At 39.8% G+C, this 23,652-nt stretch carries 23 protein-coding genes; 14 read left to right on the top strand and 9 right to left on the bottom strand.

Annotation, left to right across the window (positions count from 1 at the left end):
* The 5 genes from PIECOFPK_RS12655 to PIECOFPK_RS12635 form a co-directional block, all read right to left on the bottom strand.
* Positions 1-1,083: a PKD domain-containing protein gene (locus PIECOFPK_RS12655; protein ID WP_409966051.1), complete on the bottom strand. Its 1,083-nt coding sequence runs from the start codon at positions 1,081-1,083 to the stop codon at positions 1-3.
* 20 nt (positions 1,084-1,103) lie between these two features.
* Positions 1,104-1,628, bottom strand: a complete 525-nt coding sequence (gene tssO, locus PIECOFPK_RS12650; protein WP_330973915.1) for a type VI secretion system TssO — start codon at positions 1,626-1,628, stop codon at positions 1,104-1,106.
* Between the two features lie 61 nt (positions 1,629-1,689).
* Positions 1,690-2,841 (bottom strand): hypothetical protein, encoded by a 1,152-nt coding sequence (locus PIECOFPK_RS12645; protein WP_330973916.1) that lies wholly within the window; start codon positions 2,839-2,841, stop codon positions 1,690-1,692.
* A 17-nt stretch (positions 2,842-2,858) separates the two neighbouring features.
* Complete coding sequence (locus PIECOFPK_RS12640; protein ID WP_330973917.1) at positions 2,859-3,713, bottom strand: TssN family type VI secretion system protein; 855 nt, start codon at positions 3,711-3,713, stop codon at positions 2,859-2,861.
* Positions 3,714-3,734: 21 nt separating this feature from the next.
* On the bottom strand, positions 3,735-4,637 hold the full coding sequence (locus PIECOFPK_RS12635) for a hypothetical protein (protein ID WP_409966050.1): 903 nt from the start codon (positions 4,635-4,637) through the stop codon (positions 3,735-3,737).
* Between the two features lie 244 nt (positions 4,638-4,881).
* On the opposite strand from PIECOFPK_RS12635, the gene PIECOFPK_RS12630 reads away from it, so the two are divergent.
* The 10 genes from PIECOFPK_RS12630 to PIECOFPK_RS12585 are packed head-to-tail and all read left to right on the top strand — an operon-like array spanning position 4,882 to position 15,728.
* Positions 4,882-6,801, top strand: coding sequence for a type VI secretion system Vgr family protein (locus tag PIECOFPK_RS12630; protein ID WP_409966049.1), 1,920 nt, complete (start codon positions 4,882-4,884; stop codon positions 6,799-6,801).
* 13 nt (positions 6,802-6,814) lie between these two features.
* Positions 6,815-7,462 (top strand): DUF4123 domain-containing protein, encoded by a 648-nt coding sequence (locus PIECOFPK_RS12625; RefSeq protein ID WP_409966048.1) that lies wholly within the window; start codon positions 6,815-6,817, stop codon positions 7,460-7,462.
* A gap of 7 nt (positions 7,463-7,469) precedes the next feature.
* Positions 7,470-8,105 (top strand): PAAR domain-containing protein, encoded by a 636-nt coding sequence (locus PIECOFPK_RS12620; protein ID WP_330973921.1) that lies wholly within the window; start codon positions 7,470-7,472, stop codon positions 8,103-8,105.
* A 60-nt stretch (positions 8,106-8,165) separates the two neighbouring features.
* Complete coding sequence (locus PIECOFPK_RS12615) at positions 8,166-10,157, top strand: hypothetical protein (protein ID WP_409966047.1); 1,992 nt, start codon at positions 8,166-8,168, stop codon at positions 10,155-10,157.
* Positions 10,158-10,177: 20 nt separating this feature from the next.
* Entirely contained in the window at positions 10,178-10,810 is a 633-nt protein-coding gene (locus PIECOFPK_RS12610) for a hypothetical protein (protein WP_330973923.1), read from the top strand.
* 10 nt (positions 10,811-10,820) lie between these two features.
* A complete protein-coding gene (locus PIECOFPK_RS12605; RefSeq protein WP_409966046.1) occupies positions 10,821-11,255 on the top strand; it encodes a hypothetical protein in 435 nt (144 codons plus the stop codon).
* 2 nt (positions 11,256-11,257) lie between these two features.
* On the top strand, positions 11,258-11,779 hold the full coding sequence (gene tssD / locus PIECOFPK_RS12600; protein WP_330973925.1) for a type VI secretion system tube protein TssD: 522 nt from the start codon (positions 11,258-11,260) through the stop codon (positions 11,777-11,779).
* A 14-nt stretch (positions 11,780-11,793) separates the two neighbouring features.
* On the top strand, positions 11,794-13,146 hold the full coding sequence (locus tag PIECOFPK_RS12595) for a type VI secretion system contractile sheath protein TssC (RefSeq protein ID WP_409966045.1): 1,353 nt from the start codon (positions 11,794-11,796) through the stop codon (positions 13,144-13,146).
* A 26-nt stretch (positions 13,147-13,172) separates the two neighbouring features.
* Complete coding sequence (locus tag PIECOFPK_RS12590) at positions 13,173-14,630, top strand: cell envelope integrity protein TolA (RefSeq protein ID WP_330973927.1); 1,458 nt, start codon at positions 13,173-13,175, stop codon at positions 14,628-14,630.
* A 12-nt stretch (positions 14,631-14,642) separates the two neighbouring features.
* Positions 14,643-15,728, top strand: a complete 1,086-nt coding sequence (locus tag PIECOFPK_RS12585; protein ID WP_330973928.1) for a lytic transglycosylase domain-containing protein — start codon at positions 14,643-14,645, stop codon at positions 15,726-15,728.
* On the opposite strand, the gene PIECOFPK_RS12580 is transcribed toward PIECOFPK_RS12585, so the two are convergent.
* Positions 15,729-16,667, bottom strand: a complete 939-nt coding sequence (locus tag PIECOFPK_RS12580; RefSeq protein WP_409966044.1) for a hydrogen peroxide-inducible genes activator — start codon at positions 16,665-16,667, stop codon at positions 15,729-15,731. It lies immediately after the preceding gene.
* Positions 16,668-16,847: 180 nt separating this feature from the next.
* On the opposite strand from PIECOFPK_RS12580, the gene PIECOFPK_RS12575 reads away from it, so the two are divergent.
* The 4 genes from PIECOFPK_RS12575 to PIECOFPK_RS12560 all read left to right on the top strand — a co-directional run bounded on the left by PIECOFPK_RS12575 (position 16,848) and on the right by PIECOFPK_RS12560 (position 22,240).
* Entirely contained in the window at positions 16,848-18,158 is a 1,311-nt protein-coding gene (locus tag PIECOFPK_RS12575) for a hypothetical protein (RefSeq protein ID WP_330973930.1), read from the top strand.
* A gap of 75 nt (positions 18,159-18,233) precedes the next feature.
* Positions 18,234-18,989 (top strand): XRE family transcriptional regulator, encoded by a 756-nt coding sequence (locus tag PIECOFPK_RS12570; protein WP_409966043.1) that lies wholly within the window; start codon positions 18,234-18,236, stop codon positions 18,987-18,989.
* Positions 18,990-19,213: 224 nt separating this feature from the next.
* A complete protein-coding gene (locus PIECOFPK_RS12565; protein WP_409966042.1) occupies positions 19,214-21,325 on the top strand; it encodes a S9 family peptidase in 2,112 nt (703 codons plus the stop codon).
* Between the two features lie 84 nt (positions 21,326-21,409).
* Complete coding sequence (locus PIECOFPK_RS12560; protein ID WP_330973933.1) at positions 21,410-22,240, top strand: sugar phosphate isomerase/epimerase family protein; 831 nt, start codon at positions 21,410-21,412, stop codon at positions 22,238-22,240.
* Between the two features lie 49 nt (positions 22,241-22,289).
* Here the strand turns inward: PIECOFPK_RS12560 and PIECOFPK_RS12555 are convergent, their stop codons facing one another.
* From PIECOFPK_RS12555 to PIECOFPK_RS12545, 3 genes are all read right to left on the bottom strand, one after another.
* On the bottom strand, positions 22,290-22,796 hold the full coding sequence (locus PIECOFPK_RS12555; RefSeq protein ID WP_409966828.1) for a YdeI/OmpD-associated family protein: 507 nt from the start codon (positions 22,794-22,796) through the stop codon (positions 22,290-22,292).
* 90 nt (positions 22,797-22,886) lie between these two features.
* Entirely contained in the window at positions 22,887-23,261 is a 375-nt protein-coding gene (locus PIECOFPK_RS12550) for a DoxX family protein (RefSeq protein WP_409966041.1), read from the bottom strand.
* Complete coding sequence (locus tag PIECOFPK_RS12545) at positions 23,254-23,652, bottom strand: SRPBCC domain-containing protein (protein WP_409966827.1); 399 nt, start codon at positions 23,650-23,652, stop codon at positions 23,254-23,256. The genes PIECOFPK_RS12550 and PIECOFPK_RS12545 overlap by 8 nt, the downstream gene beginning before the upstream one ends.

The following is a 23,652-nucleotide window of genomic DNA, read 5'->3' as shown; positions in this document are numbered from 1 at the left end:
TTACTTATAGTTTATATAGATGATCTTTACACAGTTACCGGAGGTTTCATCCCGAACAACTTTGAAAGATTCTATCTTTCTTTTCTTCTTGAGCATTAATACTCCTTTTTTCTCTTTAAGTTCGTTGCAAAGTGCTGCGAAAGTAGTGGCTTCATCATTCGCTACCACTTTGGTGCCTGCACCGTTACAAAGAATATTATTGAAATCTTCGATGTCTTTCTTGCCGTCTATCACGCCTTGGATCATTGCTTTAATGGCTGGTTCAGGCAACTGGTCATACGTTTTTGCGGGCGGCTCAGGTTCTTGCTTGACTACTGGCATTTCTTTCGGTGTTTCTTTGGGAAGATCTTCAACTAACGGGGGTAATGGTTCTTGAGGTACTGGAGGAAGATCTGCTTTGGATACAGGCGGTAATGCAGCCCCTGTGCCGATGGTAGATAGTATATCATCTACCTGAATAATTTTTCTGTATACTTTGTCATCAATCTTTAATGCTACAGTATAATTTCCAGGCTTTGTAAAAAGGAATTTTGCCTGACTGGTGATTTGCTTGGGTTCTGTAGGTAATTCTTCAATACTCCACTCGTAATTCGCTCCTGCTGCTGTGCTATTAAATACAACCTCATCACCTACGGTTACAATGTCTGCGGATATGATGGGGTTTACAGCAGGAATAGTATTGAGTGTAGATGTATTGCTTTGAATTATTCTGATGTTAAGGGACTGTATGCATTTGCCGTTGAGAATGGCTTTGATCAGATAATATCCTTCTTTTAGGTATGTGTGTGTAACTGTTGCACCCTTTTGAGAGGTTGACTGGTCGTCAAAATCCCAAGTTACTGATTGTTTTGTATCTCTTATGGATACTGTAAATGTGATTTGTTCGTTTACATAGAAAGTTTGGGTATTTTGAGCTTCAGGGTGTTTAATATTACTGGAGGTTATGATGCTGAAATCCTGACAGGGTACATAAGTGAATATTTTGTATGCAAGTAAACCTGCCGACAGCAATAGTGAGATGATAAAGCATATCCATACTTTATAGTCGAGTCCAGCCCATCTTTTAGAAATAGAACGGTGCATAACTTATGCTTTATTATGAATTATTGTCTTTGTCTTAATATCAGGTTTTGCATCTGTAACTGGTTATATGATTCTTGCCATTTTGCAAGAGAATTCTTCAATTCCTGTATTTGTAAATTATACATAGCTACTACCGAGTCTTTATTGCTAGCAGCACGCAAACCTCTTTTATCCGATTGTGCATCCGTTAATATTTTAATCACCTGCGTATATAAGCGCTTAGAAGTAATATCACTTTTGGAAACCATAGCATCCATTTCCTGAATCTTCTGTGTGATACGTCCGTCCAATAGTCCTGATTTTTGCGGATCCATATTCACCGATTCCAAAAGCTCCTGTGCTTCTGTCATGGCAGTAGTGAAATCGTCTCTAAAATGATTCTCTTTGCCTACAGCAGCCAATTGTTGTTGCAGTTTTTCATTTTCTGCATATGGGATTCTCATGCCAAAGAATACGGCAGTAACAATAACCAGTAAGGTTAAAATGAAAAACAATAAGAATCGAACAAAAGCTTTGGATCGTTCCTGAGCATTCAAGGGTTTCATGTTTAATTTTTTATAATCATTTCAATTAATTCAAATATTATGATTGGCAGTCAGGCTAATACTAGCCGAAGAATCTTCTTCTCGGTTTGGGAGCTGTATTGCTCTCTGGTTCGCTGATGTATCCTTCTTTCACAAAAATGCCGGCCTCTTTTTTCTTGCCGATGAATTCAAGATTACTGAGCGTTGTAAATAATCTGCCTATTACTTTTGCAAACTGAATGATATTGATGATATTTTGATTTATGTCATTATGGTTATATTTCATGCTGGCCATTTGAGTCAGTAGTGCTTCCAGTTCTCCTTGTTTGAGTTCGCTCCATTCACTCAGATAATTCATTAGCTCTTCTTTACCGGAGCCAATACGCAGGTCTATAGTATTTTTTAGTACTCTGGCGAGCCCTACAATGTCACTAATCATTTTAACTGGTGATTCATAGAGATAAAACCACCGAAAATCAGTTATCGCTTTGCCTAGATACAGAGATAGACGGTCGCAACAAAACTGAGCTAGCTCGGATAGTTCATTTTGCTGACTCTTGCGGTATATTTTCTGAACGATTTGTGAACAGGCTTGCTCTAGATTCGATAAAAACACATCCAACTCTGCATGTAGTTGTATTAGATCCTGTAAAGCATTTGTACTAATACAGGGAGGAATATATTCTTCATCATTTCTTAATCCGCTTCCCGTGGGTATGAGTTTTCCTATAATTAATGCATAAGGGTTATATGCATATTGATGGAACTCATGATCTGATACAAGCTGCACGTTATATACCGGCTTTACATAAGGATGCCTAGGTGGATTTTCTGTGGGGTCAATTGTGCCATATGGAATGCGTTCGTAGGGCTGAACCGTTAATGCAACCCACCAGGTGTCACTTGTCGTAGAAGGCAGCGTTAACGAAAAAGATAGAACACTTTCTCCCTGTTCGCTAGAAGGGGAGGGAGCAATGCTGATATATACACCGCCTTTAGTGATTGCCTTGCAGGAAATGATACTTACTCTGGCGGTGTTCTGGTTGTCAACGGCTATTTCAACGTTAAAGTTGTCTTCATCGGGGAGTAAGCCATATCGTACGGGCGAGAGGGTCGATGATATCAGGTTGTGCATTGTAGCGGTATGAGCATTGTCCTGTGCAATGAACAGGTCCTTATTCAGCTTCATACCGTCGGTCCAGTTAATATGTGGATAATCTTTTCTCATTTCCATATTTGCTTAGTTATGTATTATGGCACTCTCTCGCAGATAATAACTGCGTTTTCTTTTATTTTATTATATTTTATGCTAAGCTCCGGATTCAGGATTCGGGAGCGGTTGTACCATTTGGGTTTAGTGCGAAAAGTCCACTCATGCGCCTCTCCCTCTGTTTCATATGATATAGGTTTTTCGCTCTGGATTTCGTTATAATCATTGATAAAGTGATAAAAAAGTTCCCCTAGTGGCATATTCTCTGGAGCTTTTACGGTAAAATAGGTCCGTTGTAGATCTGATACTTTCTTAGGTATCTCCAAGCCGATTACGTATAAACGTTCATTTTCATCCTCTTCGGGTAGTTCTATGGGTTGGTGTAATGGGTATCGCCAAAAATTATATACCGGTTGTGGGATAGCGAAGGCCGCATCAAAAGTGTGTAGTAATAAAAAGGGAACCAGTAAAAAAAGAAGACATAACAACATGGGAAAGTACATGAAGTTTTTGTCTTTTAGAAAATATTGCAATGAGGAGAAAATGGCTACCGTTAGTAGTATTATTGAGATATGAAACAATAGTTCCGCAAAAAACTGCTTGGTGCGATTATCGTGTCGTACTTTAAAATATTTTTTATGAACCATCAATACGATGACGATGCCAAAGAGTAAGAATGTTGTAGATAAAATCCAAAAGGAGATAAACTGATTTTGGGTAAGGTAGGTAGAGGCGAATGCTACTCCGGAAGCGATTGCTGATGATACAAAATTGAAAATCCACGGTTTTTTCCCGTAATTGCCAAAGCTGCTGCTCAGTGGTTTAATTAGTGTCATCACTACCACCGAGGAGGCTAAAAATGCTCCGGCAAAAATCAGAAAAAATTTCAAAGCCATATTATCCGTTTTTTTAGGGGATTATAGATAACAACCTACTCCCAATATATTACTATAAGTTTCTTCCAAGGATTGATTCGCTGGTAAAAAGTCGAATCTTAACTCTACATCCAGAGGAATAAAAATCTCGGTGAAGCGATTCAGGATATTATACATTGCCATGTCCGGTGCAAATGCTTCCAGTTCCGAATGAAGAATGTCGTTGATTGTGCAATTCCAGATCACCTGCACCTCTCTGCATGACGCACCAATTACTGTATCCACTCCCAACCGCATATCGATTAATCTGCGTGTATCGGTAAAAACTTCTGTTTGTATTTGCTCATTTACTGTTATACACACAGGTTTGCCTAGTAAATAACTAAGCGCAGCTTCAGTATTTTCTCTGTCTCCCTTAATTAAGGAGGCGTATGGCATTAAACGCAATAAGCGCGCAGCTGGCGCTGTGGGAAGGTTTTCGCTAATGTTCCAAAACTCATAAAAAGAACTATTGAGTTTTCCATTTTGCAAATCACGTAAAATATTGCGTTCGGCATTTTCTGCCATTGCCTTATACAAAAACAGCATTTGCTCTAAGGGTGCGAAAAATTTGCGCGCAAATTTTTCTTCTTCTTTATACTGTTTATGTTCTTCTACCGCTCCCTCTACGCTATTTACTCTACTAGAACCTTTTGTCTGATGAAATAATCCTTCGGGAAGTACATCATACAACCCATCTCTATTTAGGCTAATCAGCGCCTTTGATTTATTGTCACATTCGTCAATCTCTACCATTTCAACATCCTGGCTGTAACGTCTTTTGAAACTGCCATTATGCTGTACCTTAATTTTCTCTGTATCTAATCCGGCCTCAAGCAGGGAAACAAACAATGTTTCTGCAGTAAATGGAGGGTTGGTTATCAGATTATTTGAGCTATTTTTCATCGCTTTTTGAAAGAGATTTATTCAGTACTTCCTTCATGTTTTAGTTTGATTTCAAAATTATACTAAACTGTACAGCCCTTCCATCACTATTTTTAGTGATGGAGGAAAGGTTGCGGATGGTCTAAATTTACATCATCAATTAGGGTACTTCGAAAATGAAAGTTGTAGGCCCGTATTCACTTGAGAAAATGTTTACCGCTCCTACTTCCGCTGTATCCTTGGAAGTATATAAAAATAAAAGCATATGCCTGAAAGTACTTTATTTACCAATGTTGAAGTTGTTATTCAGGATTATAATGAGGATAGGCCAATTGTATTCTCTTCATTGCAGTTGCATGAAGAGTTGCTAAATGTAAATCATTTTAGTTTTTCATTGCAACCTGCAATTTCTGAAGATATTCTTAGTAGTGTTATTGATTTTAAGAGAAGGGTTCTTGGGAAGGATGTTGTCATTACTTTTAAGGATGTAGATGGAAACAATAATCATACATTTAAAGGAATTGTGTGTGAGGTAAACTCTACCATGATTGATGAACAATATCACGAGTTTCAAATTTCGGGGAAAGGTATTTTTTGTAAGGTGGATGAGTTAAAAGTATGTAAGTCTTATTATAAGCAGACGCTTTCTGATATTATTGATAAGGCCTTCAAACATTCTGATCTTAAAAATAGCATCGAAAAAGATCCCTCTACTACCAAAGAATTGCATTATATTGTTCAGTATCATCAAACCCTTTTTGAGTTTTTGTGTTATTTGGCCATTCGTTTCGGGGAATGGATGTACTATGATGGAGAGCATTTGAAATTTGGAAAACGTTCCGAAGATGAGATCGTGGAGCTAACATTGCCTGGCGATATTTCCAATCTGGATCTTCGCGCACAATTGGTGCGTAGTCCTAAGGGGATGGTTACTACTGATATATTCAGAAGCGAAGTAATAGAGGTAAATACAAGAGAAACCGCTCCTGATAATCCTATCTTCCAGGCTTCGGAGGAGGCAGGTTCTAGAGCTATCGAGGAAGAACCAGGTAGCCTGTATGTTCCATCAGGATTTAATCAGGATGTTGTTTCAGATAAATTAAGGCTGGAGCAGCAAGCTATCATTGCATCTGCAGTAGAAATTACGGGGCGCACCCGAAATAGTAAATTACGTGTCGGGGGAACTATTAAAATAAAGGAAAACTCATCTGCGGAAGGCAAAGATTATATTATTATTCGCATTACGCATTCCTCTGGTAATCCTGCTAATTATTCAAATTCATTTACGGCTGTTCCGGCCGAAGTTCCGGTACCGCCTTATACGAATCCCTTGATCATAACTAGGGCTACACCTCAACCTGCTATTGTTACCGATAACGAAGATGATGCTGGATTAGCGCGTGTCAAAGTTAGATTCCCGTGGATGGGATCGGAGGAAAAAAGTCCTTGGATAAGCATGTTGGTGCCTCATGCCGGCAGGGATAGAGGGTTCCGTTTTTTGCCTGAAGTAGATGATGAGGTAATGGTGTCTTTTTGGGATAATAATGTAGAGCTGCCTTTCGTGAGTGGTGCAGTTTACACGCAAAGAAATCTTCCGGGACTTGCAGAAGTAGGTAATCACGTTAAACGTATTGGTTCGCGCAGCGGAAGACGGCTAGATATAAATGATGATGAAGGTGTGCTTGTTATAGCTGACAGCTTCAATCAATCACCTAAAAACGTCGTCAGTCTAGTGCTGAATGATAACGAACAAAAGGCAGCAATACAATCAACGCAGGATTCAGATAATTACAGTGTTATTATTCTTCATAATGGAGAGGATTTGAGTTTAGGCCTTAGATCGGGAGGGCAGATGGTTGCAGAATTTCGCTTATTTAAAGATGGTCCCAAAATAGAAATGAAGTCAAAGGGTGATATTAATATTCAGGCAGATGGGGATGTAAACATAAGGGCCGGAGGTAAGGTCGATGTTAAGGCTAGTGGCGAGATGAATCTTGAAGCACAGCAGGAACTACAAGTGTCTTCTACTCTTGGAAATTGTAAAGTGCAAGCAATGAACGTTGAGCTTAAAGGTGATATTTCTTTTAAAGCAGAAGGCCAGATTACTGAAGTAAAAGGAGTGCAGACTTCTATTCAGGGGAATGCGACAACAGCTGTAAAAGGGGCATTAGTTCTGATTAATTAATGAAGGATGAAGGATGAAGTATTTATGTTACGATACAGCGTTAAACGGTACCTACACATTGGTGCAACTGCTAAGAAATTATACACAATATATTTCACTATTTGCAGAAACTGAGGATGAAACTATCTGGGATGCGGCTCCTTATCTTTTTGTAATGGAAGATAACTGTTTCGAATTAAAGCAGGATCCTTTCGTAAAGCTTGATCATTCGATATTATTGGAAACTCAAGAACCTTTGATAGAGGTATGTCGATTTCTTCAATACTATATTTATCAGTGGCCCGGGTCGGATAGATCCTTTTTCAGAGTATGGGATGCGCGAGTGTTATTACGCAATCTGCCGCAGTGGGAAGAAAAGAAAAGACAGCAGTTTTTTGAGTTTTTTTCTTGCTTTTATACCGAAAGTGAGCAACCTGAATATTTTATTAAATGGCAAGCTGGAAAATTTTATGTGCCCACCGCTATGCAAGTTTTGCAATCGGAGGTATTGCCGCCGATAGTATTGTCGCAACAGAATGCTAATAATGTCGTAACAATAAATACGCCGGCATCCGCTTCTTCATTAGCGCAAAAACCGGAGGAATCGGAACAATCAGAACAATCAGAGCAAAAGGAATCGGAAAAGCCGCCTGTAAGAAAAAGAAGATTTTTTATAGAATAAAAATATTATGGGACAACCAGCAGCAAGAGTAGGAGATATGCATGTATGCCCTGTGGTAAACGGGGTAGTACCACATGTGGGCGGACCCGTACTGCCTGCCGGTGTGCCCACTGTACTGATTCAGGGTTTGCCCGCCGCAACGATGGGAACTATGTGTGCCTGTACAGGGCCTCCCGATGTAATTATACGCGGTAGTGGCACCGTGCTCATTGGAGGTATGCCTGCTGCCAGAATGGGGGATACTACAGCTCATGGGGGTACCATTGTACAAGGGTGTTTTACGGTATTGATAGGTGATACCGGTTCCGGAGGAGGAGGCGGTGGTGGAGCTGCTGCTCCCGGAGCTTTCGATCCTTCCACTGTGGGTAAAATGGGAGCACAGCAGGCACAGAAGGTAGCTAACTCTCAATCGCTGCAGAAAGCAGCAGAAGACGGTAGCGACAATGCGGCTAGGACAAAGAGAGAAGATTTCTCAGCGAAATTTTCCCTTGTCGACGAAGCAAATAGACCTATGGAGGGGGTGCGATATGAAATTGAAACTCCCGATGGGCAGATACATGAAGGCAAGACAAATAGCAATGGAGAAACGGAAACGATATCGGGATATACAAAGGCCGATTGTAGAGTGCGTTTTAAACGATAGGAAGGCTGTTTGTAACACAATGTCATGCTATTTAAGCTTTGTTAAAATACAAATATTCGAATGAGCGGCACACAAACAGAACAGACATATCAGATTAATGAAAAAAAGCAGATGCTGGTATTTGTCCGCTATATGCCGGCCGGTATAGTGGGGGCTGATGCTATGCTTGGAGGTGTGACCTCAAAGGTGGACAGTGTCGCTTCTGCAGTGGAAAATGCCGCATCTTCCATCCCAGGTGTTAATTTGTTTTTTAAAGAAGAAGAGGAGCCGGGAAAAAAGGTGGATAAGGAGTATAATTATTTTCAGGATTACAGCGAGTGGGATAAGTATATTAAAAAGATGAAAGAGGAGCTGGCCAATAAATTGAATACGGATAACGAGGTGGTGCTCTTTGAGTTTGATGCCGATGATGCCGAAGGTCGGAAGAAGGAAGGAAAGAAATTGTGCAATGAAATAAAGAGCAAGATAAGCGCTTGGAAGGATTATACCGCCTGTTTTCATTTCGTAGGACTAGGACAAGGCGGCAATGTAGCCAATGAGTGTATTAAGGAGTTGTGTAAGGAGGCCGATTTCAAGAAAAAATGGTGGGTGCAATCTGTGATTTATATCGCTACACCATTGTATAAGCAGTCCCATGTATTTGATAGGGAGGCAGCTTTAAGGGGTAAAGGGAAAATTTATTCATTCGGAAATGCTTACGATCTTACTCATTACGCTATCTCATATTTTGAACCTAACGATAAACTATTAAAGGTCATTGCCGAATGCAACAGTAATCTTCTTTCAGTGTTTACAGGAAAAATAAAAACACAGCTGGTTGCAACCTTGGGCAGACTGTTGAGTATTGATGGGTTTGGTACTGGACATGATAATAAGGGAAATATTGATAAACTTAAGCAATGTAAAGATGATATTAAATCTCTGATTAGTGAATGTATAGAGGCCGTTAAGACAGTAGTGAATGCATTTCCCGGTTTAGTGAAACCTCCGGATTTACCTAAGTTTGGAGAGATGCTCAATGGAATGGATCAGATTCCTTCCAAAAGTGTACAACGCTTAGAAGCCTTTATTGATGAATTGAAAAATGTTCGGGAAGGGACTTCGTTAGATACATCGAGGATTAATATTGCTAAACTGTTCAACTTCCTTTGTCCACTGGTAGATCATTTAACCTCGATGTTAAGCCTGTTTAGATTCGATAGCGAAACCACAGCTCAGTTGTTTGATAAAATTGTAGAAAGAACAGGAGTAAAGAAAATTTTGCAACCTGCAGATGTGCAAATTAAAACCTTGCCTGTAGATTCTTATATAGAAAAAGTAATTGAAAGAGCAAAAGAAATTGAACGCAAGCAGAAAGAATCCCAACAATCACAATCCCCGGATGCTATAGCTTCATCCGCAGAAAAAATATTTTATGATCAAGCCAGTGTGATGATTAGCACTTGTAAGGATAATATAGCAGCTGCTACGAAGGAGGGGGATCTCGATTTGAATAATAAGAATGTAACTCCTGAAATTCGACAAAAAGTGGCTGATGTTATTACTGCCATGCTGCTTCCTATGATGCCCTCGAAGGAAAAATTTTATGCAACATTGCTACAGTACATTCCTTTGGGAGGGGCACAGAGCTTTTTGGATAAAATCAGTGCCGACGCGGCTTTTAATCCATTAAAGAGTTTGATGGGACGTATCAAAGGGAATTTCGATTTTGATGAGGGTACCGAAGAAGAGCCTGGTCTAAAGAAGTCTTTAAGCAGATTTAATGAAGAACTAAATCGTGTGAAAGGGTATCTGAATAAAAATAATTATCCCATTCACAAGGATGCCAATAGTCTTTATTTTATTTATAACGGGCATAACATTATGCTAAAAAAGCCTTATGGAGAGATACTGTATACGATTGATAAGGAGACCGGTTATTTGGACTATATGGAAAGCATCGGCTATACGAATTTTTATAATCTAGAAAAAAACGAATATCAGGGCAGCGCAACCCAAAAGGATGATGTGCAGCCGGTACAACAACTAGAAGAAAAAGAAACAGCAGCATAAGAGTATAGAAACGTTAAGTTATGGAAGACATTAGCATAGCTAGGGGGCTATCAGAAATTATATGTTTTGCAAGAAATGATGAAGTGGTATTCGGTCACATTGTATTCTGCTGGACGGTAGTAGATCCCCAGCCCAATGCGTTGCGGCATATAATGCACTATCGCTATGGTAATGGGGCAGTCTATGAAGAAGATGTGAGAGCTCTGTTTTTAGCCAATCCTCGTATACAGGAGCGTATTTTTTCGATGATTAACGCACAGTTAAGAGCAAATCCACGCTGGGACGCAGGAAGCATTATCGGTCGTGGAGTAGATGATGGGGTGGAACCACCTATCCGTCAAAGGGATTATGACTCTACAGACTGGTTGAATTCTAACGGCAATATTGATGAGGTGCATTGGCGTTTAATTGATGATTATAATCCTTTCGACAATCGTGAAACCGATGAGAGGGATTACTATCTGCGCGCAGTACGCCGTCCACGTACAGTAAGGGTGCAAATAACAATTCGGGATCCTTATACCTGGCATCCTCATGAGCAAAGGCCCACACAGTGTATTCATCAGGCTATGGAGCGATTGAAGGCTTATGGCGCCGCAGATTACCTGACAGAAGGGTCAGCTATATTAACTATGCCTGTAAATTATGACTAAATGAATATCCATGGAACCAGAAATACATAAAAGTAAAACCGCAGCGGAGACTATTAATGAAATGCCTGCAAACAGAACACTTTTTGTAGGAAAGTTTACTCATGAGTCTCCAGTAAGACCTGAAATCGTCCATGGGTTGAGAACGATTCAGGAGGTTTTCGCTCATTACCGCCCGAAAGTTGAGGTAAGACTGCAAACACATTCGGGTATGGGCAAGTCTGAGGTTTTAAAATTTAATGCCATAGAGGACTTTGATATTGAGGGTGTCATCAGGCAAAGTAAAACATTGAGACAATTAAAGATAAGGAGGGGGGAGTATATGAAACTGGCTCATTTAATTGGAGCTAATGAGAAATTGAGGGGTGTATTGAAAAACTCTGAAGCAAAGCAGGGATTACTGCAATGCATAAAAACAGCTATTAAAGAACTTCAAAATAATCAATAACTATGGCTATAACTGGTAAATTGCTTTTAGGCTCAACTGATAGTGGCGAGAAGTGGCGCGTCGTACACATGGATTATAGTTTTTTTCAGCCGGTAGATGCTTACGGATATCCTAGTGGATCCCCAGATGGCGGCATCATCAACTTTGTTGTGGAGTCTTCTTCTAACGACATTCAGCTTATACATTGGATGCTATCGAGAAAAAATATATCTGATGGTGTGGCTATGTTTTATGATCGCAACGGGCGTGTAATACGAAAAGTAGCTTTTAATGGTGCGTTTTGTGTGTATTATAAAGAGATTTTTGATGCTTTTGACGATAATTTTATGAGAATAGAGTTCAGAGTATCCTGCAGAGAAATAATGATTGACGACGGTGGATTTGAAACATCGTTAGTAAAGTCTTGGCCCGGTTCGGAATCATCTTCGTCATCATCCGCTTCAACTTCATCTTCCTCGCTGCAAAGCAGTCATATACCATCCAGCCCATCAGAAGGTATCGGATCTTTTAACCCGAATGATTAGTAATGAATAAGGAAATGAGTGAATCATTACAAACATATTCTGAAAATGCAGTTCCTCCGAATTTGGTGAATCAAGACCCGACCACCGTGTTCTTTCATGAACTTCTGAAGTCTATAGGAGGGATCCATTATCTCGAGCAACTGATACCCGGAATAGCTAATCTAGATCCCAGCCGACCGGCACGTAAGGATATTTTTCTGAATGATGATTCCTTGAAAGAATCCCGAGCTGATTTGTTAGCTCAACTCGAAGTATGGGAAGAAGTACTGTCTTCCGAAAACTATCAACAAGCATATTGTATTGAAAAAGCAGCTGAGCAGGAAATATTATTGTATCAAAATCTTTATAAGGTCTTCGATGAACTTCGACCGCTTGAGAGGTCCTATCGTAATCTGTCCTTATTCTTTAAAAATGCCGGTAAGGAACAAATAGCTAATATTTCCTTCATTAATTGCAAACCACAACACATTAGGGAACCCGATTTTACACATTTCGCAGATAGTATAGCAGAGGAGTTAAAGATGCATTACGACAGGGTTGACTTAAGTAATAACTATAGTCTATTGGTGTTGCCCGGTTACCTAGGGCCTGATTCGGTTGTGGAAAAATGGGCTAAAGTGGCTTATGAGAATAAAGTACTAATCATTACTGATTTTGAAAATTTGGAAGATGCAGATGATGTGATGGAGGTATTCAATATGTCGGGGCATGCCAGTGGCGATGTGCATAAATCAGCTGTAATGATGTGTTGTAACTGGCTGGTAGCTCGAAGAATATATCATGAAATAGGCGAGAAAGATCCACTATATGTTCCTCCGTCAGGAGCTATTGCCGGTAAAATGTATGATTTGTTAATGAGCCAGCCTGCTGCGGGTCCTAAGTTTGGAGTTGTAGAAGGAGTAGAAGGAGTAAAGTTTCCGCTTAAAAAAAGTGAGGCGGCTGTATTGGAGCGTATGCATCTTGTACCCATGATGCAACAATTTGGAAAAGTAATAGCTTGTTCTTCCAAAACATTGTTTAATGGAAATAATTTGGGTTTGCAGGTATATTCTGTAGTACGGGTGTTTGATTATGTAACAAAAGTTCTGATGGATTTTTTGAATCGGAGAGCTTTTGAGAATTTCAATGCTAATATTCGTAAAGAATTAATGGGGCAGATTGTGAAATTTTTGGATAGTATATCAGGAAATGGAAAGTTGGTTGAAAATTTTAGTATTAATAGGTTTGAGCAAGATACCATGCAGCGCGATAAAATTCATCTTGACATTCATATCAAACCCTATTTCCCAGCTAAAAATTTTGTTATTAAGATGGAAGGACAGCAGGAGACTGATGGTACCAATTGGAGTACCGTTTATGACAGCTGAATGATTCAAAAACTAAATATGAGACAATGAAGCATTATCTTTTAATACTGTTTATATCTATATCTATTGCAGGATATGCGCAGAACATAAACGGTGAGAAAATCATTGTAGGAAAGGAGAGCATTACTATTATCAACTTTCCCGACAAGGTGTTGAATATAAGTTTTGCCGATGATAAGGCCTACGAATATTATATACCGAAGCGTCGCGAAGAAAAATCGATTTCTATTCAGTTTAATAAAGAACATGAAACTGCGCCTAATACTTCGATGATTGTAAACGAAGGGGGCCGTAGTCATATGTTTCGTATTGTATTTGATCCTACTTATAATATTAATGATGATAGTAGACCCCCTTTATGGTATGATCATTCCAATCTGAAAGAGTTGCGCGCTTTTGTACAAAAGCAAAAGCAGATGATGGCCAAAGGCAGTGATGAAACTGAGATGGATAAGGAGCAAGAATCGGATCGTAAAAAAGAAATTGAAGCCAAGAAAGCGGAAATGGTGCGTGCTCAACAGGAAAAGGAAAAAGAGGCCGAAGAACGCAAGAGGAAAGTGGAAGAAGAACGAAGAAAGGAAGAGGAGCGTCAAAAACAAGAGGCAGAAGCTTTAGCCAAGGCTAAAAGGGAGGCCGAGGAAAAAGAAAAACAGTTTTTATTAGCTAAACAAAAAGAAGAAGAAAGTAGAAAGGCTGCAGAGGAAGAAAAGCAGCGTAAGGCGGCAGAAGAACTTGCCAAAAAAGAAGCAGAAAGAAAAGCAGCTCAGGAACGTCTTACGCAGCTTGAAGAGGAGCGTAAGCGTAAGGAAGCCGAAAAAGCTTACTCAGAAGTGGGGCTGTGGCAGCGCTACGGTAAATTTGGAATTGATGTATACAATTATCCGCCGGGGCAGATGGCTATGGTAAATACGGATTTCTTTATTGCTGCTGATACGCTGTACCACTTTAGAAATGCTGATTCCTTAATTAATACTGATATTCCCGATAAATTGGATATAGCCGCCGATAATCTAATCAATAAGGGTGTGAGCATTACGTTAGAGAATATTGTATTCAAAGAAATTTATACCTACTATAAATTAAAGGTCGTAAATAATACAGATGAGGATTTTCTGTTGGGAAAGACATATATGTACTGGTACGATGCAAACAATCAGGCCAAGATGCTCATTAAATGTAGCTATCTCACCTATATTAATTTCTTTCCTATTATACGTCCTGGTAACACACAGTATCTTGTTTTTGCTACCCGGTCGCCCAATGTGGTTCCTGATGAGAGTCTGGTATTATTTATTGAAGACCGACGTAAGGAAAAAGGAAGTGCCACTATAGTTATTTCAGGCAATGTTTATACAACAGAGCAGGCAAAAGTAGAAAGCAAAGCAAGCGGTAAGGATACCGATGCGTCGTTAGATGTTAAAGAGGATGTTGATAAAAGTCCATCATCAGGAACTAAAAAGAAAAAAGGGCGTAAGCATAAATAGACTACGCAGGCAATGAAACGGTTGTTCTACATATGTGTTATTGGAATTGCATTAATAGGAGGAGCAGCACAAGGTCAGCATATTATTACTTTCTGTGGAGAGCCAGTTCCTATTGATCAGGATTTTGTAAGGGATAAGCTCATCAATGTTATCAAAAAACAGGTACGGGTGGTAAATATGCCCTCCTTGAGGCAGCGGGCTAATATTTACTTACCGCTGGTGGAGCGGTATTTAATAGCTTATGGGCTTCCAACTGATTTAAAATATCTGCCCATCGTGGAGAGTGGTTTTTTGACCAAGGCAGAATCGGGAGTAGGGGCAAAAGGTATTTGGCAGATTATGCCGGCAACAGCCCGGGGATATGGTATGCAGGTGAGTGCAGCAGTGGATGAGCGGGAAAATTTTGATAAAGCTACACGGGTAGCTTGTCAATTAATACGTGATAATTATCTGAATTTAAGAAAACTTGCCGGAACGGTAAATTGGCCCCTGGCAATTGCCGCTTATAATTTTGGTATTGGGAATATTCTGGATGCAGTAAGAAAGCAAGGCAGTAATTATTTCACTATGAAGCTAAATCCCGAGACTGCTTTATATGTGTATAAGATTATTGCCGTAAAGGAATTGTTTGAGTATCCGGAGTTGTACAATTCAAAGTTTGGATACAATATATTCAGCAGTGCCGAGGTTGCTGGAAAGGCGCCGCAAGAGGAAGCGGATGATAGTGTAGATCCAGATATGATTAACGCTATCGAGAAGCAGATTGCAAAAAATAAGGATAAAAAAGCACCCGTCGTTAAGGAAGAGCAGTATGTGTTAGCGCATATTGAGGGGAAAATGAAAAACTTCAGAGACGGGGATATGGTTACCATTGTACTGGATGAAGATCTCGAGACTACAAATTATGGCTTGTCTTTTAAAGGATATTCGTTCGGTGTGCAAGGATGGATTATTGATGATAGAGTATATTTTAAGTTAGGCTACGGACATGACGTTACGCTGCTTGATTTGGATAAACAAAAAGGTGTATTACTGACAGACCTGCTCTCTAAGAAACGTATTAATGTACTGCTTAAGAATATTGTTTATGAAAAGTAATTACTGAATAGGAATGATGTTTTTTTTCTCATTCTTCTTTAGTTTATCCGGAAGTGAGGCTAGTATTTCTTTTTTCAGTACTTCAATAAGTTTTTTCTTTACAAAATTGCCGTAAACAATCAGGCTTACCTCTCGTACTGGTGCAGGTTTTTTAAAATGACGCACAGCCTTCAGTTCGTTTTTAGGCATATGCAATGTTACCAGCTCAGGAATGATAGTAACACCGTCATTCACCTCCACCATTCGCTTCAGTGTTTCTATGCTACCCGCTTCATACTCGAAATTGTTAAACTCGCTATTCTGTTTTTGCAGCTCGCATAGGGAAATGATTTGCGAGCGAAAACAATGACTCTCTTCCAGTAACCATAATTTACTGGGGTCGATGTCTTTGGGCAGTAGATATTGTTTATGATATAGATGATTCTTTTTGGACGTATATACCATCAGTTCTTCATAAAAAAGAATATGTTCGGTAATGCCCGCTTCGTTCACAGGAGTGACCAATAGTCCGACATCTATTTTACCTTCTTTAAGCATGTTGATGATGACTTCCGTAGTCTGTTCTTGTACTATCAGCTTTACGTTCGGATATTTTTTTGTAAAGGAGGGAATAAAAAGCGGTAGCAGGTAAGGCGCTAGTGTAGGAATCACCCCTACACGTAATTGCCCGCGCATCTTGCCTTTCAGTGACTGTACATAAAAGGATAGTTCATTTGCCGCAACGATAATGTTGCGTGCATGCTCAATAATTTCTTTTCCCGCTGTAGTGGGTACAATGGGTTGTTTTCGGCGATCGAATATTTTGGTTTCAAATTCTTCTTCTAGCTTCTGTATCTGCATGCTCAGGGTGGGTTGTGTCACAAAACAAGCTTCAGCAGCCTTCATAAAATTCCGATGCTGATCTACAGCTAACAGATATTCTAGTTGTTGTAAGGTCATATATTATAAATATTATCTATTTTTTTGTAAAACTTATAGAGCAAATTTATGTTTAATTATTGTATCCTATATGATGAAGACAGGAGTCGGGAATTAAAGCACTTGTAGTTTTAAAAACCGGAATTGTAATTCATGATTTTTGTGTATTTTAAGTATTAGAAATTTCTGTACGTTTGACCTATGGTAAGAGAAATACTCGAAACAAAACGAAAAGCACTTAAAATCAATCTGGACCCTTTGATTTACGGAACCTTTGCTGAGATCGGTGCCGGGCAGGAAGTGGCTCGTAATTTCTTTACAGCCGGTGCGGCATCCGGTACGGTGGCTAAAACAATGTCGGCTTATGATATGGCTTTCAGCAATGCGATTTATGGTGCAGAAGAGAATGGGCGTTACGTAAGTCGTTCTCGCCTGAAAAAAATGTTGGAACATGAATATGATTTGCTCACTGAGCGACTGCGTGGTGAAAAATACGAGGGTAAAACATTCTTTGCCTTTGCCGATACTGTGGCCACGCTAAACTATAGTAAGACCAATGAAGCCCATGGATGGATCGGCTTGCGTTTTCAACTGACTCCAGGTGGGGAGTACAATGATATTATTTTTCACGTGAGACTGTTGGATAGCGACTCCAGTATTCAGCAAAATGTACTAGGCATTTTAGGTGTAAATCTGGTGTACGCGGCGTATTATTACAATCATGATGTGCAATTATTGGTAGAATCGCTGGCAGACAATCTATCCTTTGGCTCGGTTGAGATAGATATGATTAGTTTGAGAGGTCCGGCTTTCAAACATACTAATGATAGACTCGTAAATCTTTATCTTATCGAAAAGGGATTTTCCAGTGCCGCCATTTTTGATCCTAACGGAAATGTAACGCAGGCAAAAGATCTGCTTTACAAAAAGGATATAATGATTTTACGTACCAAGTATTTGCAGAAATCTATTCCTAACTTCGATTTGTTTAATAGGGCGGTGGAGCAGTTTAAGGCCTCGGAAAATGTGGATGACCGCAATTTGGTAGTATTGATCGAGGTATTGATGAGCAATCCACTACAAGATGATAATGCCGAGCGGCAGGAAGGGTTGGAGGTGTTCGCACGCAGGGCGGAGGAGTTGTGCGCTACCGGTAATAATGTAATCGTTACCAACTTTAAGCGCAATAATAAACTGGCACAATATCTTGCCCGGTGCAAACCTCGTAGTGTTGGTATTTCTACAAATATTTCTAATCTCTGTACCATCTTTAATTCGGAAAAATACGGTCCCAATTATGCTCACGAGTTGCTGGCATATATCAGCGATCTCTTTAGTAGAAATGTAAAACTATATGCGTATCCCTATCTAAGAAAGAAAACCAATGAGGTGGTGACTTTAAAGAATATGCCTGTATCACCAGACGTAAGGCCGCTATTTGATTTTTTAGTACTCAATAAGTACATACAGGATATCGTAAATTACGATGTAAAGGATGTGAAAGCGGTGTAGATGCTAGAAAGCTACCGACATGAAAAATTGCTATATTGATAAAAAAATTAGTAAATTGCACTAAAAATATTAGCCATGTCGGTAGCTAACAAGAATCTTAAGTATTTAAGAAAGCTTCGCGGTTGGACTCAGGACGAGTTCGCAAAAAAGCTTAACATCAAGCGTTCTCTTCTTGGAGCTTATGAAGAGGAACGCGCTGAGCCTAGGATTAAAGTATTGGAGGCAGTGTGCGATATGTTCAGGCTCACCCTAGACGATATGCTCAGAAAAGATTTAAGTGCGGAGTCTAGTAGCAATAACTATCTGGCCAAACGTCGTGCGTTGAAGTTAGCACCGGTGGTAACCCAGATCCCCTTTGTGCCCGTTAAGGCTGCAGCCGGATATCTGGCAGGTTATGCCGATCATGAATTTATTGATGAATTGAATACGTTCACCCTACCTATGGTTACCGGAGGTAACTATCGTGCATTCGAAATATCCGGCGATTCTATGCTGCCTACTCCAAGCGGATCCGTTATTGTGGGAGAAAAGGTTGAATCCCTCGACATGATCAAAAATAATACGGCTTGTATTATTGTGTCGCGAAATGAAGGTATTGTGTACAAACGTATTCAGAAGAATTCCAAGACAAAAAATAAACTCACGCTGATTAGCGACAATCCCGCCTATAAACCATACACAGTTAATGTGGAAGAGATTCTTGAGATATGGGAAGCCCAATATATTATAACCAAAACCAACGCCGCCCATCATTGGGATGTTGGCCAGCTAGTTAATATGGTGGCTAATTTGCAACAGCAGGTAGAGGGGATGCGTAAGCGTTTAAGCTGATTTTCAAATAAATAAGTAAATAGTGGGTTTAAATAAAATATTGTATATTTATTTTTTGCTATTATTATGAAACACCTAAGAAGCTAAAGCTACTTGCTTATTATATATGAGAGCCGCCACCATGCGGCTTTCATTTTTTAAAAAGCTTGCCATTTATCAAGTTTATTGCTTGTTCATTGGGAAATACTTAGAAAGCGGATAATTTTATCCAAAAGAAATCACCTATGACAAGAATCGGCATGTTATTATCCATGCTATTGATATGGCAACTTGCAAGTGCTCAACAGCGCCTTACAGAAGCAGATTATCGAAGAGCGGAGCAATTCCTAAGTTCTAAAACAGCTGCATATGTAGATTGGTATCATCCGTATCCTTCCTGGTTAGAGGATGATAAATTTAGATATCGTGCAGGAAATAAAACTTATCTGGTAGATCCGCAAAAGAAAACCAAAATTGAAATTACAGAGGCACGTTCCGAAACACAAGCGCCTTTTGCGCGTAGAAGAAATAGCAATACCGTAGTGTCTCCTGATGGCAAAAAGGAAGTATTTATTAGAGACTGGAATTTGTGGCTGCGTGATATAGCTACAAAGCAGGAAAAACAACTCACTTTTGATGGTGAAGAAAACTATGGTTATGCTACTGACAATGCCGGTTGGCGGCATAGTGATGCGCCTATAGTAAGCTGGTCGCCCGATTCGAAAAAAATTATTACCTACCAGCAGAATCAGCGCAATGTAAATGATATGTATTTAGTAACTACCAATGTGGGGGCTCCCAAGTTGCAGAAGTGGAAATATCCCTTACCAGGAGATAAGCATATCATCATGATGAGAAGAGTAATCATTGATGTAGATGCTGCCAAAGTAATCCCTCTTAGCATTCCCCCTGATCCGCATCGTGCCACTTTAGGCGATGATATATCCAGTAATGGCTCTTTAGCTGATATAGACTGGGCTCCGGATGCCTCCGAAGTAGCATTTGTATCTACATCGAGGGATCATAAGAGTGCCAAACTGCGTATTGCTAACGCAACAACCGGTGAGGTGCGCGAAGTTTTTGAAGAAGTGGTGGAGACGCAGTTCGAGTCAGGGCGTGGTGCCATCAACTGGAGGTATCTTCCCAAAACCAGTGAAATTATTTGGTATTCCCAAAGAGACAACTGGGGCCATTTGTATTTGTACGATAGTAAAACCGGTAAGTTGAAACATCAGATCACAAAAGGAGAATGGGTAGTGGGAAAACTGCTTCGTGTGGATGAGAAAAATAGAGTGCTTTATTTTACCGGACATGGCCGTGAAAAGGGTAATCCTTATTTTGCTTATCTGTATAAAATCGGATTTGATGGAAAGGGACTTACTTTATTAACTCCTGAAGAGGGTAATCATACCATTACTTTTTCTCCATCGGGAAAATATTTTATAGATGTATACTCTCAACCCGATGTGCCACCGGTAGCTAATTATAGAAGTATAAAAGGCGAATTGGTAGTAGCATTAGAAAAAGCTGATGTGTCGCGTCTCAAAGCTCATGGATGGAAACCTCCCATTCCTGTGAAGGTAAAGGCTGCAGATGGGGTCACCGATATTTATGGCCTAGTATTTACCCCTACCAATATGCAGCAAGGTGTAAAGTATCCAGTGGTGGATTATATTTATCCCGGACCGCAGGGTGGTAGTGTAGGGAACTGGAGTTTCTCTGCATCCAGAGGCGATAATCAGGCGCTGGCAGAACTAGGATTTATCGTTGTGGTGATAGAAGGTACCGGGAATCCGTATCGTTCTAAGAGTTTCCATGATGCGAGTTACGGCAATATGGCTATAAATACTTTGCCTGATCAAATAGCAGCTATTCGTCAGCTATCGGCTATTTATCCTATGGATACAACACGTGTGGGCATCTGGGGACATAGTGGCGGCGGATTCGCTACTGCCGCAGCCATGTTCAAATACCCTGATTTCTTTAAGGTGGGTGTGGCTCAGTCGGGTAATCATGATAACCGTAACTATGAAGATGATTGGGGTGAGCGTTACAACGGATTAGTTGAAAATAGCGATTATGAGGCTCAGGCTAATCAGAATTATGCAAAAAACCTTAAAGGCAAATTGATGCTGGCACATGGTATGATGGACGATAATGTACCCCCTTACAATACTTTGCTTGTGGTGGAAGCTTTACAGAAAGCAAATAAAGATTTTGATCTCATTATTTTCCCTAGTGCTAGACATGGTTACGGAGAGTACAACAATTATATGATGCGCAGACGTTGGGACTATTTTGTAAAACACTTGCTAGGTGCAGAACCACCCAAGGAGTATTGGATAGGGAAAGATTGATAGCCGCTAATATTATCAAAAAGACAATAAGCCATTCCATTGCGGATGGCTTTTATTATATTCGTAGCCTTAATAGCTTAGAATATGAAGAAAATATTAATCGCGATTGCAAGTTTGTTAGTATTGGGTGCGAGTGCTCAAAAATCGGAAAGACCTGCCCCTCAACCTCCGATAGATACTTACGAGAAGTTTAAGATTGGTATGGCAGGATACACTTTTGTAAAATTCGATTTGGATAAAACACTAGAGACGATGGAGCGTGCCGATGTTCATTATCTCTGTATTAAGGATTTTCATCTGCCCTTAAATAGTACTGATGAGCAGATTGCCGCATTTCATGAAAAATTAAAATCGAAGGGGGTTACCGGTTATGCGGTGGGGCCTATTTATATGAAAACCAAAGGTGCTGTTGATACCGCTTTTGAGTATGCAAAAAGAGTTGGTGTAAAGCTGATAGTGGGAGTGCCTAATCACGAATTGTTGCCTTATGTAAATCAAAAGGTGAAGGAGTATGATATGAAATACGCCATTCATATGCACGGCCCCGATATTGCATTATATCCCGATGCAGATGATGTATGGCAGCATATAAAAAATCTGGATTCCCGTATCGGTATGTGTTTGGATATAGGGCACGATACGCGCAATGGTAAGGATCCGGTTAAAGATCTTGAAAAATATCATAAACGTATTTATGATATGCATTTAAAAGATGTTACCGGGAATACTAAACTCGGTTATTCAGTAGAGGTGGGGCGCGGTATTATTGACTTTCCAGCCTTTGTAAAAATGTTGCGTAAAACCGGATACTCAGGTATGGTAAGCTTGGAACACGAACGTAATATGGATAATCCTTTTATGGGTATTGCAGAGTCTATTGGATACATTCGAGGTGTAATCCGTGCTACTAAATAATATTTTTGAGTTCAAAAAGTAATTTTATAAGGATAGAAAAATGCAGGTCCTAATCATGTAGACCTTTACCTTCCAGAATTTTCGGAATGCACTTTTCTATCCTTGTTTCTTGTGTTTTAAGCTGCTTGGGCTGTGAAAAATAAAAGAGATAAGCTCTTTGTCGGCCTGGAGTTAAAGATTCAAAGGCTTTTTTTAAATGCGGCATTGCTGCTAACTTTTTCTGAAAAACTTCCGGAATAGGGTAGTCCTCCGTTTTCTTCAAAGTTACTTTTAGGCCTGATCTTTCCACCTCAATGGCTTCATAAATATAAGCCTTGATGATATCTGCCTTAGTGGCAATTTCTTTTGTACTGATAAATCGTAATTGCCGAGCCGCTTGTACATTAGGAGTTTGTTGAATAAGCAGGTTATGCGGATCGTTCAACAATGCGCCTTTAAAGAATAGTAATGCACAGTATTTTTTAAACACATGTATAAGTACAATATTAGCTTTCCCGTAAGTATAGCAGGGGCATCCCCTCTTTAGTTCTTCATTCAGGCCACAATCCAAAACCAGCTTTCTTAATAGCCCGATTTATTGCTGCCAGGGACGGGTTTTGTCGAAATAGAAATCTACCTTAGGGTTCATAGGCATATTTTTATCAGCTTAGAATGTTATTCTCCTATTAGCAGGTCTGAAATACCAAGAAATAATAGTTAAAATCAAAAGTAATGCCGGGCCGAATACATGATTTGCTGGGTTGCCTACAGCGATATTGGAAAGAATTGCTCCCAACATCACAAAGAAAAAACCCGCATAAGCCCATTCTTTCAGGATGGGGTAGCGTGGTATCAGGATGGCTACTACTCCCAACAATTTACTAATCCCTAATATAGGCGATAAATATTGGGGATATCCTAACTGTTGCATCGCGTCAGCATTTTCTTTCATGCCAATTAGCTGAACGATGCCTGTAGATGTCATGCCTAAAGCTAGCCATACGGTAGCAATCCAATAAATGATTGAGTGACGTTTATTCATAGTTATTAGTTTTAAAGATTTCTTCAAGTCGGTTATGGGCCATGTTGATGCCTTGCGCAAAAGGTAACTGCAACATTTGGTCTCTCATGGTTATTGTTCTGTATACGATATGCATAGTCAGTTTGCTAGTTTCCGGCGTCAGCGATTCAAATTCCAGAAGTTCCAGTTGCACATCAAAGGGGCTGTTTTCCATTTCAAAGGTTCTTACTATGGTTTTATTGGGGACAAATTTGTGAATAGTGCCATTGGCACTAAAAACCACATTTCCATTTTTATCACGAGTCTCAAATATGTATCCTCCATGGGGTTGACAATCGAGCTTGGTGACGGTTGTGCCCATCCATTGTGCTAGAAGTTCTGCATCAGTATAAGCTTTGAATAAAAACTCCAG

The organism is Chitinophagaceae bacterium C216, from assembly GCA_028485475.2.
Lineage (GTDB): Bacteria > Bacteroidota > Bacteroidia > Chitinophagales > Chitinophagaceae > Niabella > Niabella composti.
The sequence above is the reverse complement of the archived record's forward strand: the minus strand, read 5'-3'. Positions and strand labels throughout refer to the sequence as shown.

What these genes read in the sequence shown, in the direction of transcription:
- PIECOFPK_RS12655 (WP_409966051.1), bottom strand. Translation starts at nt 1,083, where the DNA reads ATGCACCGTTCTATTTCTAAAAGATGGGCTGGACTCGACTATAAAGTA.
- tssO (WP_330973915.1), bottom strand. Translation starts at nt 1,628, where the DNA reads ATGAAACCCTTGAATGCTCAGGAACGATCCAAAGCTTTTGTTCGATTC.
- PIECOFPK_RS12645 (WP_330973916.1), bottom strand. Translation starts at nt 2,841, where the DNA reads ATGGAAATGAGAAAAGATTATCCACATATTAACTGGACCGACGGTATG.
- PIECOFPK_RS12640 (WP_330973917.1), bottom strand. Translation starts at nt 3,713, where the DNA reads ATGGCTTTGAAATTTTTTCTGATTTTTGCCGGAGCATTTTTAGCCTCC.
- PIECOFPK_RS12635 (WP_409966050.1), bottom strand. Translation starts at nt 4,637, where the DNA reads ATGAAAAATAGCTCAAATAATCTGATAACCAACCCTCCATTTACTGCA.
- PIECOFPK_RS12630 (WP_409966049.1), top strand. Translation starts at nt 4,882, where the DNA reads ATGCCTGAAAGTACTTTATTTACCAATGTTGAAGTTGTTATTCAGGAT.
- PIECOFPK_RS12625 (WP_409966048.1), top strand. Translation starts at nt 6,815, where the DNA reads ATGAAGTATTTATGTTACGATACAGCGTTAAACGGTACCTACACATTG.
- PIECOFPK_RS12620 (WP_330973921.1), top strand. Translation starts at nt 7,470, where the DNA reads ATGGGACAACCAGCAGCAAGAGTAGGAGATATGCATGTATGCCCTGTG.
- PIECOFPK_RS12615 (WP_409966047.1), top strand. Translation starts at nt 8,166, where the DNA reads ATGAGCGGCACACAAACAGAACAGACATATCAGATTAATGAAAAAAAG.
- PIECOFPK_RS12610 (WP_330973923.1), top strand. Translation starts at nt 10,178, where the DNA reads ATGGAAGACATTAGCATAGCTAGGGGGCTATCAGAAATTATATGTTTT.
- PIECOFPK_RS12605 (WP_409966046.1), top strand. Translation starts at nt 10,821, where the DNA reads ATGGAACCAGAAATACATAAAAGTAAAACCGCAGCGGAGACTATTAAT.
- tssD (WP_330973925.1), top strand. Translation starts at nt 11,258, where the DNA reads ATGGCTATAACTGGTAAATTGCTTTTAGGCTCAACTGATAGTGGCGAG.
- PIECOFPK_RS12595 (WP_409966045.1), top strand. Translation starts at nt 11,794, where the DNA reads ATGAGTGAATCATTACAAACATATTCTGAAAATGCAGTTCCTCCGAAT.
- PIECOFPK_RS12590 (WP_330973927.1), top strand. Translation starts at nt 13,173, where the DNA reads ATGAAGCATTATCTTTTAATACTGTTTATATCTATATCTATTGCAGGA.
- PIECOFPK_RS12585 (WP_330973928.1), top strand. Translation starts at nt 14,643, where the DNA reads ATGAAACGGTTGTTCTACATATGTGTTATTGGAATTGCATTAATAGGA.
- PIECOFPK_RS12580 (WP_409966044.1), bottom strand. Translation starts at nt 16,667, where the DNA reads ATGACCTTACAACAACTAGAATATCTGTTAGCTGTAGATCAGCATCGG.
- PIECOFPK_RS12575 (WP_330973930.1), top strand. Translation starts at nt 16,848, where the DNA reads ATGGTAAGAGAAATACTCGAAACAAAACGAAAAGCACTTAAAATCAAT.
- PIECOFPK_RS12570 (WP_409966043.1), top strand. Translation starts at nt 18,234, where the DNA reads ATGTCGGTAGCTAACAAGAATCTTAAGTATTTAAGAAAGCTTCGCGGT.
- PIECOFPK_RS12565 (WP_409966042.1), top strand. Translation starts at nt 19,214, where the DNA reads ATGACAAGAATCGGCATGTTATTATCCATGCTATTGATATGGCAACTT.
- PIECOFPK_RS12560 (WP_330973933.1), top strand. Translation starts at nt 21,410, where the DNA reads ATGAAGAAAATATTAATCGCGATTGCAAGTTTGTTAGTATTGGGTGCG.
- PIECOFPK_RS12550 (WP_409966041.1), bottom strand. Translation starts at nt 23,261, where the DNA reads ATGAATAAACGTCACTCAATCATTTATTGGATTGCTACCGTATGGCTA.